The following is a 16,935-nucleotide window of genomic DNA, read 5'->3' on the forward strand; positions in this document are numbered from 1 at the left end:
CGCGTGCTTTCAACTCACTGGTTCGCGCCGGTCACCTGCGCGAAGGCGGCCTGATTAATGGTGGTCCCGATGTCGGTTTCAAGCTTGTTGACGTAGGATGCGACCTGCTCCTCGGTCTGGGCCCGGTCGAGGCTCTCCTTCAGCTTCTTGACAGCATCGGAGGCAAAGTCGACCGCGGGGTCGACGATGTCGGTGACGCGGAAGACGATCACCTCGCTGCCGCCGCTCACGGGCGTCTGTCCGACGCCGTCCTTGGCGGCACGGAACGCGGCCGACACGATGGTGGCGGGCACGCCGGCGGGCGTATCGTCGCGCTTGAAGCCGGTCGCGGTCTCGACCTTGGCGCCGGCCGCTGCCGCTTCATCCGCGAGCTTGCCGCCCGCTTCGAGCTTCTGCACCATCTCGGTCGCCGTGGCCTTCAGCTTGGTCGCGATCTGGTCCTGGCGCCAGCGTGCCTCGACCTGGTCGCGGACCTCGTCGAGATTGCGGTCGCGCGAGGGCGTGATGGCGAGCACGTCGTACCAGACATAGCCGCCCTTGAAGGAGATCGGGTCGTTGTCGACGCCGACATCGGTGTTGAAGGCCTGCGACACCACGTCGAGACCCTGCGGGATGTTGGCGACCGGTTGGCCGTTCGGGGCGCGGCCGGAGCGGTCGACGGCGTCGATGGTCACGGCGGTGAGGCCGAGCTTCTGTGCCGCGTCGATCACGCTGGCGCCGCCGCCGCGCTCGTCTTCCATCTTGTCGCGGAGATCGGCGACCTTGACGCGCGCGCGCTCGGTCGCGATCTCGCGCTTGATGTCGCCGGCGAGGCTGGCGTAGTCCGCCTCCTTGCCCGGCTCGATCTTGTCGACCCTGACGATGGACGTGCCGAGAGCGCCCTGGATCGGTTGGCTGATCTCACCGGCCGGAAGCGTGAAGGCGGCATCGCCAACCGCGGGGTCGAGCGAAGACTTGGTGACGAGGCCAAGGTCGACGTCGGAGGCGCTCAGCCCGCGTTCCTTGCCGAGATCCTCGAACGACGTCCCGCCGACGAGGCGCTCGCGTGCGGCTTGCGCTTCGGCAACGTTCGGAAACACGATCTGCTGGATCTGTCGCTTCTCCGGCGTGCCAAGCCGGTCCTTGCGCTGCTCGAATACCTTCTTGGCGTCCTCGTCGGAAACCTCGGTCCACTTGCCGATCTCTTCCGGTGAGATCACGACGAAGGCGATCTTGCGGTATTCGGGCGCGCGGAACTGGACCTTGTGATCCTCGAAATAGGTGGCCAGGGCTTCGGGCGAGGGCGCCTCGATGGTGCCTGCCTGTGCAGCGTCGAGCTTGACGAATTCAATGGTACGCTGCTCGTTCTGGTACCGCGTCAGGACGTCGATCATTGCCTTCGGCGGCTCGATGCCCGCGCCGATCGTGCCGGTGATCTGGCGGCGAAGCGACACCTTGCGCTGCTCGGCGACATAACGCGGTTCGGTGTAGCCAAAATTGCGGATCACGGCCTGGAAGCGGTTCGCATCGAAGTTGCCGCCGACGCCCTTGAAGTTGGGATCGTTCATGATGACTTGGCGGATCTGGTCATCGGACTGGCCGAGCCCGAGCCGGCGCGCCTCTTCGTCGAGGGCGGCTTCCGCGATGGTCTGCTGGAGGACCTGGCGGTCGAGGCCGAAGGCCCGCGCCTGGTCCGGCGTCAGCGGACGGCCGAACTGGCGGCTGATCTGCTGCAGGCGGTCGGTGTAGATCTGCCGGAACTCGTTCAGCGAAATCTCGGTGTGGCCGATCTTGGCGACCGTGGACTGCCCGAAGCCGCGGAAGATGTCGGCGATGCCCCAAATGCCGAAACTGATGATCAACACGCCCATCACCACGGCCATAATGGTCTTGCCGAGCCAGTTCGATGAGGCCTTGCGCATTCCTCGGAGCATTTGGTCCAACTTGTCTGGTCAGGAGGGAACGGGAGCGCGTCTTAATGCAGATTCCGCAAAAGCGCGTCACCAAATTGATAGATCATCATAAAGTGGCGGCTTTCCCCCCGCAACCTTGCCACGGGTCCCCCTTGAGACCTGCGGTTAAAGGCCTCTAGGTCTGGAACTGCCGCGACAGCTCTGCTAGCGCATGCACAAACCTCATTTTGCTGGACATTGACATGACCGACGCCATCCGACCGCTGATCGCCGGCAATTGGAAAATGAACGGCCTGAAGGCCCAGGCTGCCGAATTCGACGCCATGCTCGACGGTGCGGCAGACGTGGCCGGCAAGGCCGACTTGTTGGTTTGCCCGCCGGGGACCCTCGTTGCGGCGTTCGCCGAGAGGGCACGTGGCAGGAAGGTCGCGGTGGGAGCGCAGGATTGCCACCCCAAGGCCTCAGGTGCCCATACCGGCGATGTTGCCGCCGAAATGCTGGTGGATGCGGGCGCAACCGCCATCATCGTCGGCCATTCCGAGCGCCGCGCCGACCACGGCGAGGGGGATGCGCTGATCCGGCAGAAGGCCGAGGCCGCCTGGCGCGCCGGGGCGACGGCGATCGTCTGCATCGGCGAGACGCAAGGCCAGCGGGACGCCGGCCAGACCCTGGACATCGTGCGCGGCCAGCTTGACGGTTCTCTGCCTGACAGCTCGACCGCAGCCAATCTGGTCGTGGCCTATGAGCCGGTCTGGGCGATCGGCACCGGGCTGACCCCCACAGCCAAGGATGTCGAGCAGATTCATGGCTTTATCCGGGAACTCCTGATCTCCCGGTTCAAAGCCGAGGGAGCGAAGATGCGAATCCTCTATGGCGGCTCGGTCAAGCCCTCGAATGCGGCCGAGCTGATGGCGGTGAAAAACGTCAACGGCGCGCTGGTCGGTGGCGCCAGCCTGAAGGCGGCCGATTTCCTTGCGATCGCCAAAGGCTGTCCCTAGCTAATCCAATGCGTTGATCCCGACCCGATCGGGGGTGGCAATACCCCTCCCGATCGTGTAACACCGCGCAACTTCAGGAAAACCCGCGAAGCGCGATCGGCCGCCGTCAGGCGCCGCCCGCTTGTGACGGAAGGATATCATGCAGACCGTTGTCATCGTCATTCACCTCATGATCGTCGCTGTCATGATCGGTGCCGTGCTGCTCCAGAAGTCGGAAGGCGGCGGCCTCGGCATGGGCGGCGGCGCGGGCTTCATGTCGAGCCGCGGCACGGCGAACCTTCTGACGCGGACCACCGCGATCCTGGCCGTCGGGTTCTTCCTCACCAGCCTGTTCCTGTCCTGGTATGCGGGCTACGACCGCAAGCCGTCGTCGATCATCGGCCAGCCGGCGCAGACCCAGCCAACCGGTGGTTCGCCGGTCGCGCCGCCAACCTCGGGCGGCATCCTGGATTCGCTCAAGAAGGCCGACGAGCAGCAGCAGGCCCCGGCCCCGAGCGGCCCGCAGGTACCGCGCTCGCAATAAAGCAGGGGGGCCATGCAGGGCGGCCGCTACCGTCCTGCATCAAAAATCCCCATCAAGGCACTGTCACCACTCTTAGTTTTGGCTCACCCACAGGCCCGCAAAATCTTTGGGGCGGAATACGAATCGCTTTGGCGAATCGAATTCGAGGGATTAGAGGTTAAGTCCCATGGCGCGGTACATATTCATCACCGGCGGCGTGGTTTCCTCGCTCGGCAAGGGTCTGGCTTCGGCGGCACTGGGTGCTCTGTTGCAGGCCCGGGGCTACAAGGTTCGCCTCCGCAAGCTCGACCCCTATCTCAACCTCGATCCCGGAACGATGTCGCCGTATCAGCACGGCGAAGTGTTCGTGACCGACGACGGCGCGGAGACCGACCTCGATCTCGGTCACTACGAGCGCTTCACCGGCCGGCCGGCGACCAAGGCCGACAACATCACCACCGGGCGCATCTACCAGGACATCATCACCAAGGAGCGCCGCGGCGATTATCTCGGCGCGACCATCCAGGTGGTTCCGCACGTCACCAACGCGATCAAGGAATTCGTCCTCGACGGCAATGACGGCTACGACTTCGTGCTGGTGGAGATCGGCGGCACCGTCGGTGACATCGAGGGCCTGCCGTTCTTCGAGGCGATCCGCCAGCTCAAGAACGAGCTGCCGCGCGATCACGCCGTCTACATCCATCTGACGCTGCTGCCCTACATTCCGAGCGCCGGCGAATTGAAGACCAAGCCGACACAGCACTCGGTCAAGGAGCTGCGCTCGATCGGCATCCAGCCGGACATCCTGCTCTGCCGCACCGATCGCGCGATCCCGAAGGAAGAACGGCGCAAGCTCGGGCTGTTCTGCAACGTGCGCGAAAGCGCCGTGATCGAGGCGCGCGACGTCGACAACATCTATGCGGTGCCCGAGGCCTATCACAATGCGGGCCTCGACGATGAAGTGCTCGCCGCCTTCGGCATCGCCTCGCGGATTCCGCCGGAGCTGCGCAGCTGGCAAGAGATCAACGAGCGCATCCGCAACCCCGAGGGCAACGTCACCATCGCCATCGTCGGCAAATACACCGGCATGAAGGATGCGTATAAGTCGCTGATCGAGGCGCTCTCGCATGGCGGCATCGCCAACAAGGTGAAGGTCAACCTCGACTGGATCGAGAGCGAGATCTTCGAAAAGGAAGATCCGGCGCCGTTCCTCGAGCACGTCAACGGCATCCTGGTGCCCGGCGGTTTCGGTCAGCGCGGCGCCGAAGGCAAGATCAAGGCGGCGCAGTTCGCGCGTGAGCGCGACGTGCCGTATTTCGGCATCTGCTTCGGCATGCAGATGGCGGTGATCGAGGCTGCGCGAAACCTCGTCGGCATCGAGGACGCCAACTCCACCGAGTTCGGCCCGACCAAGGAACCCTTGGTCGGTCTGATGACGGAATGGCTGCGCGGCAACGAGCTCGAGAAGCGCTCGCAGGCCGGCGACCTCGGCGGCACGATGCGCCTCGGCGCCTATCCGGCAACGCTCAACCGCGGCAGCCGCGTCTCGCAGGTCTATGGCGGCGCGACCGAGATCTCCGAGCGTCACCGCCATCGCTACGAAGTCAACACCGCCTACAAGGATCGCCTCGAGCAGCACGGGCTGAAATTCTCGGGCCTGTCGCCCGACGGCGTGCTGCCTGAAATCGTCGAGTACGAGGATCATCCCTGGTTCATCGGGGTCCAGTTCCATCCCGAGCTGAAGTCGCGCCCCTTCGAGCCGCATCCGCTGTTCGCCTCGTTCATTCAGGCGGCGGTGGTGCAGTCGCGGCTGGTCTGACGGCTCAGCGCGCGGCGGAATAGTCGCGCGCGTGATGCATCGGCCCCAACGGGGCCCGCGCTGACGGTTCAGGCGCAACCGATCCCGTGATCAGCTTCATCTGTGGTCGCCGCGTCAGCCTGTAGACGGCCGCGGGCGGCACGTTCAGCAAGGCGCGATCCACCAGCCTTGCGCGCAGGCCCAGCCGGTCGAGCACGGGCCGCGGTACCGGGCAGCTCATGCCATAGGTGAACTGGTAGAAGGCGCCGCCGGGGCGGACATAGCTGAACGCGCCGCTGAGGATCGAGATGACCTTGCGCCTGCTCATGTTGAGCAGCGGCAGGCCGCTCACGACCGCGCCGACGGGGGCGCCGTCATAGAGGCGGTCGGTCGTCAGCCGCGCCGCGTCCATCCACAGCACGCGTGCGCCGGGAAAGCGCAGTTGCAGGAGCTTCATGAAGTCGGAGCCGTATTCGACCAGCGTGAGATCCTGCGGCCGCACGCCGCGTTTGAGCAGCTTGTAGGTGAAGGCGCCGGTGCCGGGCCCAAGCTCGAGAATCGGCCCCGTCGATGCGCTGATCTCGCGCGTGATGAGATCGGCGAGCGCCGCACTCGATGGTGCGACAGCGCCGACCCGACGCGGGGACGACATCCAGGACAGGAAGAAGGAAAGGAAATCGTTGGGCATGCGCACTCCGGCATCTTGGTTTGCACCTGCTGAGATCACAGGTGAGACGGATGCAGTGTTGCGGAGGCGCATTGCGACAGCATTGCGCCGCTAGAGGCGCATGCGGATTGAATCAACTCTGTCGGACCGGCGGCAACGTCATCCGGAAACAGGCGCCGCCCTCCGCTCCGTCCGGCACCGAAACGTGGCCGCCATGCAGCTGCACGATCTCGCGCACCATGTTGAGGCCGAGGCCGGCACCGCGATCGAGCGGCGCGAGCCGATAGAACGGCTCGAAGATCTGCTCGCGCTGATCGGCGGGAATGCCGGCGCCTTCATCGGTGACCTCGATATTTGCGGGCCTGCCGACGCGAATCCCGATCGTGCCGCGGCGAGGACCGTGCTGGATCGCATTCTGCACGAGATTGGTCAGTGCGCGCTCCAGGGCCGCCGCATCGCCGATCGTCTCGACCGGTGTCGAGGGCGCATCGAGCGCCAGCTCGTAGCCGGCGGCAATCGCCAGCGGCGCTAGGTCGGCGGCGACGCTTTGCGCAACGGCAACCAGATTGACGCGCGTGAAGGGATGGCCGCAGCGGTCGAGCCGCTGGATATCGAGCAATTGCTCGGCAAGAGTCGCCAGCCGCGCCGCATCCTCCAGCAGGCGATTCTTGTCCGGCCCAGGGGCAAGTGACTCCAGGCGCGTGTTCAGGATTGCGATCGGCGTGCGCAGCTCATGTGCGGCGTCCGCGACGAAGCGCTTGTGGCGGGCATAGCCCTGGTCGAGCCGGGCCAGCGCGTCGTTGATCGCGGTCACGAGGGGCACGACTTCGAGCGGAATCCGCTCCACCGGGAGCCGCGCGCCGCGTTGGTGGATGTCGATGCGCCGCGCCTCGTCCGCCGCGATATCGAGTCCTCCGAAGGCGCGCCGCACGATCATCGGCGTCGCGATGAACGTCGCCGTTCCCATCAGGAGCAGGCCGGGCAGGGCGATGCCGAGGAACGCAAGGGACGTCATGAACAGCGCCTTGGCGCCGGTCAGGCGTCCTTGTGTCGCCGTGATGACCTGCACGTTGCCCGCATCAGTGTCGACCCGCTTCATGCGCGCCGCCGGCTTGCGCGGATCGTCCTCGAACAACTGCCAACCGAGCCGCGCCTGGCTGATCCGGTCGAGACCTCCGCCGATCGCGGCGAATTCGGCCGGCACGGCGCCTTCGGTGAGGGAGCGTCCCTCCCGGTCGCGTACCAGGAACCAGAGGTCGGGTGTCTCGCTGCGCAACTGCTGCAGTTCGGCCGTTGGCCGCAAGGCCAATCCACCTTGCGCATCGCGCGTGAGCGCACGCTGGACGACATCGATGACGCGGTCCTCATCGCGCGGCGCCAGCACGAAGCCGGAGGCGCAAAGCCCGGTGAGAACGACTGCAAGCAGCGCGACGAGGATGACCGCCTGAAGCGAGAGCAGGCGCCAGCTCAGCCGCGAGCGTAGGCAATAGGGATCGTCGTGTTTGCTCATGGCAACTTCTTGAGGAGATAGCCGACGCCGCGAATGCCGTGGATCTCGATACCCGCGTCGGCTTCCGCGAGCTTTCGCCGCAGCCGCGAGACATGCGTGTCGAGTGCGTTGGACTGGATCTCGTCGTCGAAATTGTAGACCGCCTCTTCCAGCGCCGAGCGCAGCACGGTCCGGCCCATGCGGCGAAGCAACGCTTCGAGCACCAGGAGCTCGCGGCGGGGCAACTCGAACGGCTCGCCGTCGATGCTGGCTTCGCGATGGCCGACATCGAACGCGAGGCGGCCGGCACGGATGATTTCGGGGGAGAGGCCCGCAGGCCGCCGCAGCACTGCACGCAGCCGCGCCAGCAGCTCCTCGACTGCAAACGGTTTTGCCAGATAGTCATCGGCGCCGCCGTCGAGGCCGGCGATGCGGTCGGCGAGCTCCCCGCGCGCAGTCAGGACGATGATGGGCACGCCGTCGGCACGCGCGCGGAGCTTGGGGATCAAGGCGAGGCCATCGCCGTCAGGAAGCTGGCGGTCGAGCAGGACGGCGGCATGGACGTCGGCGGAAATGGCTTCCTCCGCCTCGGCGAGCGTCGGAGCATGATCCACCACCATGTCATAGCGCTTCAGCGCCGAAGCCAGCGCGCCGGCCATTTCCGCTTCATCCTCGACCAGCAAAATCCGCATGTAAGGGCACCTGAACCGCATCTGACGCCTTTGTAGCGGCCCGATCATTGCGGCAGCATTGCGGGAGTCCGGCCCTGCGGCGGAAGCTCAAGCCATGCGCAGAACGCCACAGGGGCGGACGGGCAGGGCTCAAGACACCGTCGGGACCAACCGCTATAACCGCCGGACCTGTTCAGGGAGGCCGTGAATGATCTACGAAATGCGCGTCTACCGCTGCGTCCCCGGTCGCCTGCCGGCGCTCTTGAAGCGGTTCGAGACCGCCACGCTGAAGATCTGGGAGAAGCACGGCATCAAGCAGGCCGGCTTCTTCACGACGCTGATCGGTGAATCCAACCAGGAGCTGACCTATTTCCTGGCCTGGGACTCGCTCGCCGAGCGCGAGAAGAAGTGGGGCGCGTTCATGACCGACCCGGACTGGCTCGAGGCGCGGGCGAAATCGGAAGCGGACGGCCAGATCGTGGGCAACATCGTCAGCCAGATCCTGGCGCCGACCGCCTTCTCGGCGGTGAAGTAGCGATCACTGGCGCGGCGGGAACCATGGCGCAACCCTGATATTCGAGCGGCCCGGGCGGAAGAGGGTTGATCCGACCCTCATGGCGGCTATGGTCGCGCCGAAATGAGGGATTTGCCTTGAGCTCTTCAAATTCAGCGGCGCCGGTCGTCACCATTGGCACGGTCAAATTCGGCAATGATCTGCCGATCTCGGTGATTGCCGGGCCGTGCCAGCTCGAGAGCCGCCAGCATGCGCTGGAGGTCGCGTCCGCGCTGAAGGAGATCGCCGCGCGGCTGAACATCGGCCTCGTCTACAAAACCTCGTTCGACAAGGCCAACCGCACCAGCGCGGCTGCAGCGCGCGGCTTGGGCTTAGCGCAGTCGCTGCCGATCTTCGCGGAGATCCGATCCTCGTTCGGTTTGCCGGTGCTGACCGACGTGCACGAAGCCGCGCAATGCGCAGACGTGGCGCAGGCGGTGGACGTCTTGCAGATCCCGGCCTTCCTGTGCCGGCAGACCGATCTCCTTTTGGCGGCGGCCGCAACCGGCAAGGTCGTCAACGTCAAGAAGGGCCAGTTCCTGGCTCCCTGGGACATGGCCAATGTCGTCACCAAGCTCACGAGCGCTGGCAATCCCAACGTGCTCGTCACCGAGCGCGGTGCCTCATTCGGCTACAATACGCTGGTCTCCGACATGCGCGCACTGCCGATCTTGGCGCGCACCACCGGCGCGCCCGTGATCTTCGACGCCACCCATTCGGTGCAGCAGCCGGGCGGGAAAGGGACCTCGTCTGGCGGCGAGCGCGAATTCGTGCCCGTGCTGGCGCGCGCGGCTGTCGCGGTCGGCGTCGCCGGCGTCTTCATCGAGACCCATCCTGACCCTGATCACGCGCCCTCGGACGGACCCAACATGGTGCCGCTGCGCGAATTCGAGGGACTGATCGCCAGGCTGATGGCGTTCGACGCGCTCGCAAAGAATCCGCGCTGATGCAGCAAGGCGAGGCGCGGCCGCACGATCCCGGCTTGCCGACAGCACTCTACGTCATCTCAGGCGCAAGCTTCGCCGCGGCGCTGTCGGCACGCGCGCTCGATCCGGTGCTGCCGCACGTCGCCGAGGATTTTAGCGTGAGCATCGCGACCGCCGCCGGCTTTGCCGCGGTGTTCGCCTTCACCTTCTCCATCATCCAGCCGATCATCGGCGCCGCCGCCGACCTGTTCGGCAAGACGCGGCTGATGATCGGTTGCCTCGCGCTGCTCGGCCTTGCCAACATCCTGGGTGCGCTCTCAAGCTCGTTCTCATTGCTGTTCGTCACCCGCATCCTCGCGGGCATCGGCTCCGGAGGCGTGTTTCCGGTGGCGCTCAGCCTCACCAGCGATCTCGTCGGGCCCGAAAAACGCCAGGTCGCGATCAGCCGCACGCTGGCAGGCGCCATGACTGGAAATCTGCTGGGCGCCTCGGCCTCCGGCCTGATCGGCGATTTCCTCGGCTGGCGCGGCGTGCTCGCGGTGCTGGGTGCGCTCGTGATCGTCGCCTCGATCGCCGTTGCGGCCGGCTTCCACGGCGCCAAGGTCGAGCATCCGCCGAAGACGAGCCTTTCGGCGCTCAAGGCCGGCTACCGCACCATCTTCACCAATCCGAACGCCTATGTCTGCTATTCGGCGGTGTTCATCGAAGGCTGCTGCGTGCTCGGCCTGTTTCCCTACATCGCCTCGTTCCTGTTCGAGCTCGGTCAGACCTCGCTCTCGATCGCCGGCATCGTCATCGCCGGCTTTGCGGTCGGCGGCCTGTTCTACACGCTGACGGTGTCACGGCTGCTGCCGCGGCTCGGTATGAAGGGCATGATGATCGCCGGCATGACGCTGGTCGCCTCGCAGCTCATAGCCGTCGCTTTCGGCCTACGCTGGGAAGTGCAGGCGCTGAATCTCATCGTGATGGGATGGGGCTTCTACATCGCGCATGGCTGTCTTCAGGTCTTCGCCAGCGAGCTCTCGGTCGAGGCTCGCGCCACCGCGATGTCGCTGCATTCGTTCTTCTTCTTCATGGGCCAGACCGTGGGGCCACTCGCCTATGGCTTCGGCCTTCAGCACGCCGGCAAGATGCCGACCCTGTTCGCGAGCGCAGGGATCATGGTGGTGCTGGGCTTCGTCTGCGCCCGGCTGCTGAAGCAGCGGGCGCCGTCCGACGCGCGCTGAGGCATGGATGCTCGTTCCCCGGATGCAGTGCAGCGCGCCGCTGATCCGGGGTCCATAACGGCACTGGGCCCGGCTCAGCGGAGCAGTGCTTCACGCTGTGCAGCGTCCCGGACAAGAGAGGCTAAAGCATGATCCGGAAAAGTGCGAAGCGGTTTTCCGGAAAGATCATGCGTAAACAACAAGCTAAAGCGCGATGACGATTCATCCAAATCTCATCGCGCTTTAGCCCCGCCCGCGATAAGGCGCGACGCCTTGCTCGGGCACCCACAGGCCCTTCGGCACGCGGCCGGTCTGCCAGAACACGTCGATCGGGATGCCGCCACGCGGATACCAATAGCCGCCGATGCGCAGCCATTTCGGCTTGATCTCCGAGGCGATGCGCTTGCCGATCATCACGGTGCAGTCTTCGTGGAAGGCGCCGTGATTGCGAAAGCTCGCGATGTAGAGCTTGAGCGATTTCGATTCCAGCAGCCACGCGCCCGGCGCGTAGTCGATCATCAGATGCGCGAAATCCGGCTGGCCCGTGACCGGGCAGAGCGAGGTGAATTCCGGCACCGTGAAGCGCACCAGGTAATCGGTGCCCTTTTGCGGATTGGGCACGCGGTCGAGCTGGGCTTCTTCCGGTGTGTGCGGCCACTCGACCGCGCGGCCGAGCTGGAGGGATTTTTTCGCCATCATCGTCATCCTTTGCGGATGCCGGGATGGACGCAAATGCCGCTGCCGTCAACCGGCGGCAATCGTCTGGATCAGCACGATGCGGTCGTTGCCGGACTCGCAGCCCCAAAGCTCGCCCGGACGGCCGTCCAGCTGGCGCACATTGGCGTTGGGCTTGTCGCTGGCGAAGACGTTGAACTTTTCAGTAGCGGGATCGAAGCGCACGATGGCGTTGGCGGAAAAATCCGTCAGCCAGACCTTGTCCTTGTCGTCGACAAAGACAGCGTAGGCGCGGGGGCGTTCGCCCGGCAGCTTCCATGTCTTCCACGAGCCGTCGGCGGGATCGTGCACCGAGACATGCCCGCTGTTCCACTCGCTGACCCAGATCCGGCTCCTTGAATCCGACCAGACGCGCCGTGAGCCCGCATTCGGCGTCGGCGGCTGCACGACGCCGGCGCTGCCGGTCGCAAGATCGATCTTGGCGATGTAGCTGCCGGCAAGCGAGGCGTACCAGATGTCGCCCTTGGGCGTCACGGTGATGCCATAGGGTCCGATCCCCTTTGGCGCCTTGAACACCGTCATCTCGCCGGATTTCGGCGCAAGCCGCCCGTAATAGCCGGACTGTCCGGTGAACCAGTAGGTGCCGTCCTTGTCGAACACGCCGGTGTTGAGATTGGCGGACGCGAACTTTTCCGGGAGGCGAAACAGCGTCACCTTGAGATCGCCGGGGTCGACCCGCGCGATCGCGTTTTGGCCGCCTTCGGTAATCCAGGGTGCGCCGTCGGGCCCGATGGTTACGCCGTGCGGGGCAGCGCCCTGGCCGAGGCTGACCGTCTTGAAACTGCCATCTCGCGGATCGAGCCTGCCGAGCAGGCCCTTGCCCTGCGCCGTGAACCAAACCGTGCCGTCAGGGGCGGGCGTGAGATCGTGCAGGCCGATGCCGGGGCTGATAGGATAATATTTTGTTCGGAACGGGGCTTCCTGCGCAAAACCTGGGCGGATCGCGAGCAGGGCGGCACTCGAAGCAAGAAACTGGCGGCGATTCATGGCGTTACCCCGACTGTTTCAGATTGAGGTTGGACGCGCGGACCAGATGCGGTCGAGCATAAGCTGAGCCGCTTCACGCGTCAGTCGAGGAGGCTCGTCCAAGCGTTCACATTTGCTTGCAGCCCGTGTAAGACCCGCGGCACCGATCAGCCCTAACGAACGGAAGTGGACATCATGACCGCCATCATCGACATCATCGGCCGCGAAATTCTCGATAGCCGGGGCAATCCCACCGTCGAGGTCGATGTCGTGCTGGAGGATGGTGCGCTCGGCCGCGCCGCGGTGCCGTCCGGCGCCTCCACCGGCGCGCACGAGGCGGTGGAACTGCGCGACGGCGACAAGGCCCGCTATCTCGGCAAGGGCGTGACCAAGGCGGTCGGCGCCGTCAACGGGGAGATCTTCGAGGCCCTGAGTGGCCTCGATGTCGAGCAGCAGGCCCAGATCGACCAGATCATGATCGACCTCGACGGCACGCCGAACAAGAGCCGGCTGGGCGCCAACGCCATCCTCGGCGTCTCGCTCGCCTGCGCCAAGGCGGCCGCGAACTCGCTCGACATGCCGCTCTACCGTTATGTCGGCGGCACCTCGGCGCGCCTCCTGCCGGTGCCGATGATGAACATCATCAATGGCGGCGTGCATGCCGACAATCCGATCGACTTCCAGGAGTTCATGATCCTTCCGGTCGGCGCATCCTCTTTCGCCGAAGGCCTGCGTTACGGCGCGGAGGTGTTCCACACGCTGAAGTCCGAATTGAAGAAGGCCGGCCACAACACCAATGTCGGCGACGAGGGCGGCTTTGCCCCGAACCTGCCGTCGGCCGACGCCGCGCTCGACTTCGTCATGAACGCGATCGGCAAGGCCGGCTTCAAGGCGGGCTCCGACATCGTGCTCGGCCTCGACTGCGCCTCGACCGAGTTCTTCAAGGACGGCAAGTATGCCTATGAAGGTGAGGGCAAGACTCGTTCGATCTCGGAGCAGGCGAAGTATCTTGCAGACTTGGTCGCGCGCTATCCGATCGTGACCATCGAGGACGGCATGTCGGAAGACGATATGGACGGCTGGAAGGAGCTTACCGACCTCATCGGCAAGAAGTGCCAGCTGGTCGGCGACGACCTGTTCGTCACCAACGTCAAGCGCCTCGCCGAAGGCATCAAGGCCGGGCGCGCCAACTCGATCCTGATCAAGGTCAACCAGATCGGCACGCTGACCGAGACGCTGGCCGCCGTCGAAATGGCGCACAAGGCCGGCTACACCTCGGTGATGTCGCACCGCTCCGGCGAGACCGAGGATTCCACCATCGCCGACCTCGCAGTCGCCACCAATTGCGGTCAGATCAAGACCGGCTCCCTTGCGCGCGCCGACCGCACCGCCAAATACAACCAGCTCCTGCGCATCGAGCAGCAGCTCGGCAAGCAGGCGCTCTACGGCGGCAAGACGGCACTGAAGGCGCTGGCATAAGCCGGCGCTTCAACACGGACAGGGGAGGATCGACATGAGCGACGGCAAGACCGGACTGCAGTTGCGTTCGCTGCTCAAAAAGAGTGGCGAGCTGGAATTGTCTCTCGTGAATGTCCCGACGCCGGAGCCGGCCGACGATGAGGTCGTGGTTCGCGTCGAAGCCTCCCCGATCAACCCCTCAGATCTCGGACTTCTGATCGGGCCGGCCGACATGTCGGCCGCCCAGGCCTCCGGCACGAAGGAGATGCCGGTCATCACCGCCAAGATGCCGGAGGCGGCGATGCGGATGATGGCGGCCAGGTTCGATCAGTCATTGCCGGTCGGCAACGAGGGCGCCGGTACGGTGATCCAGACCGGATCGTCCGATGCCGCGAAAGCGCTGATGGGCAAGACGGTGTCGATGATCGGCGGTGCGATGTACACGCAATATCGCGTGCTCAAGGTCCGCGATGTCATGGAGCTGCCGGCGGGCACCACGGCCGTGGACGGTGCGTCCTGGTTCGTCAATCCGCTGACTGCGCTCGGCATGACCGAGACGATGCGGCGGGAGAACCACAAGGCGCTCGTGCACACGGCCGCCGCCTCCAATCTCGGCCAGATGCTCAACAAGATCTGCATCAAGGACGGCATCGGCCTCGTCAACATCGTCAGGAGCAAGGAGCAGGCCGACATCCTGCATAAGATCGGCGCCAAATATGTCGTGGATTCCAGCGCGCCTGGTTTCATGGACGATCTCACCAATGCACTTGTCGAGACCGGCGCCACCATCGCCTTCGATGCCATCGGCGGCGGCAAGCTGGCGGGCCAGATCCTGACCGCGATGGAAATTGCAGCCAACAAGACTGCGAAGGAATACAGCCGATACGGCTCCAACGTGTACAAGCAGGTCTACATCTATGGCAGCCTCGACACGCGCCCGACGGAGCTGAGCCGCTCGTTCGGGCTGAGCTGGGGCGTGGGCGGCTGGCTGCTCACGCCGTTTCTTCAGAAGATCGGTCCGGCCGAGGTGGGCCGCCTGCGCCAGCGCGTGGCGTCCGAGCTGAAGACCACGTTCGCCAGCCACTACACCAAGGTGGTCTCGCTTGCCGAGGCGCTCGATCTCGCCAACGTCGCGGTGTACGCCAAACGCGCCACCGGCGAAAAATTCCTCATCAACCCAAACAAATAATGGTGACGGGCGACGGCACGTCACCGAAGGAAAGTCTTGCCTTCTGAGCGAGGCGGGAGATTATTCCGCCGCCATTTGAAGCGGAAAACCGCTAGGCGCTCAGAAGGGACATTTCCATGACCGATCTCAATCGTCGTCACCTGCTCGCAGGCGCCGCCGCCATGGGTGCGGCTGCCGTGACCGGGCTTCGCCCAACCGTTGCCAATGCCGCAGTGCCGCAAGCCGGCACGCAGGCCCCGGGCTTCTACCGCTACAAGGTTGGCAGCTTCGAATGCACTTCGATCAACGACGGCGCGCGCACCTTCCCGATGCCGGACAAGTTCGTCGTCAACGTGCCGAAGGAAGAAGCCGCAGCAGCCGGCGAGGCGGCCTACATGCCGAAGGGCATGGTCACGGTGCCGTTCAACCCGCAGCTCGTCAACACCGGCTCCAAGTTGGTGCTGATCGATACCGGCAACGGCGTCGCCAATCTCGAGCCGAGCAAGGGTGCGGTCGGCCGCACGCTGCAAAACCTGCAGGCCGCCGGTGTCGACCCCAAGAACGTCGATATCGTGCTGCTGTCGCATCTGCACCCTGACCACACCAACGGCATCCGTTTGGCCGACGGCGGGCTGGCCTTCCCGAATGCGGAGATCATGGTGCCGGGCAAGGACTGGGAGTTCTGGACCAGCGAGGACAACGCCGCCAAGGCCGAGTCCAATCCGATGATGAAGAACTACTTCGCCAACGTGAAGAAGACCTTTGCCGGCCTTGAATCCAAGGTCACCAAGTACGAGTGGGGCAAGGAGGTCGCGCCCGGCATCACCTCGATCGCGACGCCGGGTCACACGCCCGGCCACACCTCCTTCGCGGTCGCATCTGGCGATGCCAAGGTGCTGATTCAGTCCGACGTCACCAACATCCCGGAATTCTTCCTGCGCAATCCGGACTGGCACGTGATGTTCGACACCGATCCCGCGCTGGCGCAGGCGACGCGCCACAAGTTCTACGACATGGCGGCGGCGGAGAAGGCCACCGTGATCGGCTTCCACTTCACCTTCCCATCGGTCGGCCATGTCGAGAAGGACGGCGCCAAATATCGCCTGATCCCGTCGGCGTGGAATCCGACGATCTGACCGCGGTTGAACCCTGGTGCGAAAGGTCGGGCCGCCGCTTGGCGGCCCGATTGCTTCGGATCGCTTCCGCCGGAATGGGGACCAATTTCCAGAAACACAGCGTTTCCAAATCAAGCCAGTTCATGCACTTGCATCTATTGGCCCTGATGATTTAAGTGCTTTCGCGGCATTCCCGCTCAAGCTCTCAAGGACACTCAATGGCCTACAACATCGTCACGATCGCCGGCAGCCTGCGCAAGGACGGTTTCTCGCTCAAGATCGCCAATGCGCTCGCCAAGCTCGCGCCTGGCTCGCTCAAGCTCGAGGTGATCACGCCGGCGGGCATCTCGTTCTTCAACCAGGACCTCGAGGGCGCGCCGCCCGCGGACTGGCTCGCATTCCGCGAGAAGCTCCAGAAGTCGAACGGCGTCCTGTTCGTCACACCCGAGTACAACCGCTCGATCCCGGGCGCTCTCAAGAACGCCATCGACGTCGCCTCGCGGCCCTATGGCAAGAGCTCGTTGCTCGGCAAGCCGGTCGGCATCATCTCCAACTCGCCGGGGCCACTCGGCGGCGTCAGCGCGGCCAAGCATCTGCAGAACATCCTGCCGGGCATCTCCGGTCCGGTTCTCCAGCAGCCGGAAATCTATCTCAACGGCGTCGGCGACGCCTTCGATGCGGACGGCAACCTGACCAAGGATTCCCTCAAGACCGTGCTGCAGCAGTACATCGATGCTTTCGCCGCGCATGTGGCGAAGAATCAGGGCTGAGCACTCACTCTCTCCGTCAAGG

The 16,935-nt window shown here is 64.9% G+C and carries 16 protein-coding genes; 10 read left to right on the plus strand and 6 right to left on the minus strand.

All coding sequences use genetic code 11. The features are described from left to right. Window positions 1-14: 14 nt before the first annotated feature. Complete coding sequence (locus BRAD3257_RS19055; RefSeq protein ID WP_122403084.1) at window positions 15-1,913, minus strand: SurA N-terminal domain-containing protein; 1,899 nt, start codon at window positions 1,911-1,913, stop codon at window positions 15-17. 221 nt (window positions 1,914-2,134) lie between these two features. Between BRAD3257_RS19055 and tpiA the strand changes: the two genes are divergently transcribed. The 3 genes from tpiA (at window position 2,135) to pyrG (ending at window position 5,211) form a co-directional block, all read left to right on the plus strand. Further along, window positions 2,135-2,890 (plus strand): triose-phosphate isomerase, encoded by a 756-nt coding sequence (tpiA, locus tag BRAD3257_RS19060; protein WP_122403085.1) that lies wholly within the window; start codon window positions 2,135-2,137, stop codon window positions 2,888-2,890. Between the two features lie 139 nt (window positions 2,891-3,029). Next, window positions 3,030-3,413, plus strand: a complete 384-nt coding sequence (secG, locus tag BRAD3257_RS19065; protein WP_122403086.1) for a preprotein translocase subunit SecG — start codon at window positions 3,030-3,032, stop codon at window positions 3,411-3,413. 166 nt (window positions 3,414-3,579) lie between these two features. After that, window positions 3,580-5,211 (plus strand): CTP synthase, encoded by a 1,632-nt coding sequence (pyrG, locus tag BRAD3257_RS19070; RefSeq protein ID WP_122403087.1) that lies wholly within the window; start codon window positions 3,580-3,582, stop codon window positions 5,209-5,211. A gap of 4 nt (window positions 5,212-5,215) precedes the next feature. Here pyrG and BRAD3257_RS19075 read toward each other — a convergent pair whose 3' ends face one another. From BRAD3257_RS19075 to BRAD3257_RS19085, 3 genes are all read right to left on the minus strand, one after another. After that, a complete protein-coding gene (locus BRAD3257_RS19075; protein ID WP_162500263.1) occupies window positions 5,216-5,878 on the minus strand; it encodes a class I SAM-dependent methyltransferase in 663 nt (220 codons plus the stop codon). Between the two features lie 112 nt (window positions 5,879-5,990). Continuing rightward, window positions 5,991-7,367 (minus strand): sensor histidine kinase, encoded by a 1,377-nt coding sequence (locus BRAD3257_RS19080; protein ID WP_122403089.1) that lies wholly within the window; start codon window positions 7,365-7,367, stop codon window positions 5,991-5,993. Continuing rightward, a complete protein-coding gene (locus BRAD3257_RS19085; protein WP_122403090.1) occupies window positions 7,364-8,038 on the minus strand; it encodes a response regulator in 675 nt (224 codons plus the stop codon). The genes BRAD3257_RS19080 and BRAD3257_RS19085 overlap by 4 nt, the downstream gene beginning before the upstream one ends. A gap of 187 nt (window positions 8,039-8,225) precedes the next feature. Here BRAD3257_RS19085 and BRAD3257_RS19090 point away from each other — a divergent pair, with 187 nt between their 5' ends. From BRAD3257_RS19090 to BRAD3257_RS19100, 3 genes are all read left to right on the plus strand, one after another. Then, entirely contained in the window at window positions 8,226-8,552 is a 327-nt protein-coding gene (locus BRAD3257_RS19090) for an NIPSNAP family protein (protein WP_122403091.1), read from the plus strand. 116 nt (window positions 8,553-8,668) lie between these two features. Continuing rightward, window positions 8,669-9,517 (plus strand): 3-deoxy-8-phosphooctulonate synthase, encoded by an 849-nt coding sequence (gene kdsA / locus BRAD3257_RS19095; RefSeq protein ID WP_122403092.1) that lies wholly within the window; start codon window positions 8,669-8,671, stop codon window positions 9,515-9,517. Continuing rightward, entirely contained in the window at window positions 9,517-10,722 is a 1,206-nt protein-coding gene (locus tag BRAD3257_RS19100; RefSeq protein ID WP_122403093.1) for an MFS transporter, read from the plus strand. The genes kdsA and BRAD3257_RS19100 overlap by 1 nt, the downstream gene beginning before the upstream one ends. Before the next feature lie 222 nt (window positions 10,723-10,944). On the opposite strand, the gene queF is transcribed toward BRAD3257_RS19100, so the two are convergent. Together queF and BRAD3257_RS19110 are read right to left on the minus strand one after the other, a co-directional pair. Continuing rightward, window positions 10,945-11,406: a preQ(1) synthase gene (gene queF, locus BRAD3257_RS19105; RefSeq protein ID WP_122403094.1), complete on the minus strand. Its 462-nt coding sequence runs from the start codon at window positions 11,404-11,406 to the stop codon at window positions 10,945-10,947. Window positions 11,407-11,445: 39 nt separating this feature from the next. Then, entirely contained in the window at window positions 11,446-12,423 is a 978-nt protein-coding gene (locus BRAD3257_RS19110; protein ID WP_122403095.1) for a virginiamycin B lyase family protein, read from the minus strand. Between the two features lie 174 nt (window positions 12,424-12,597). On the opposite strand from BRAD3257_RS19110, the gene eno reads away from it, so the two are divergent. From eno to BRAD3257_RS19130, 4 genes are all read left to right on the plus strand, one after another. Then, complete coding sequence (gene eno / locus BRAD3257_RS19115; protein WP_122406648.1) at window positions 12,598-13,881, plus strand: phosphopyruvate hydratase; 1,284 nt, start codon at window positions 12,598-12,600, stop codon at window positions 13,879-13,881. Between the two features lie 34 nt (window positions 13,882-13,915). Further along, window positions 13,916-15,049 (plus strand): zinc-binding dehydrogenase, encoded by a 1,134-nt coding sequence (locus BRAD3257_RS19120; RefSeq protein ID WP_122403096.1) that lies wholly within the window; start codon window positions 13,916-13,918, stop codon window positions 15,047-15,049. Between the two features lie 116 nt (window positions 15,050-15,165). After that, the gene (locus BRAD3257_RS19125) at window positions 15,166-16,164 is read left to right on the plus strand and encodes an MBL fold metallo-hydrolase (protein WP_122403097.1); all 999 of its coding nucleotides are present in this window, start codon (window positions 15,166-15,168) and stop codon (window positions 16,162-16,164) included. A gap of 197 nt (window positions 16,165-16,361) precedes the next feature. Then, window positions 16,362-16,913 (plus strand): NADPH-dependent FMN reductase, encoded by a 552-nt coding sequence (locus BRAD3257_RS19130; RefSeq protein ID WP_122403098.1) that lies wholly within the window; start codon window positions 16,362-16,364, stop codon window positions 16,911-16,913. Window positions 16,914-16,935: the final 22 nt, after the last annotated feature.

It is taken from the genome of Bradyrhizobium vignae (genome assembly GCF_900324035.1).
Lineage (GTDB): Bacteria > Pseudomonadota > Alphaproteobacteria > Rhizobiales > Xanthobacteraceae > Bradyrhizobium > Bradyrhizobium vignae.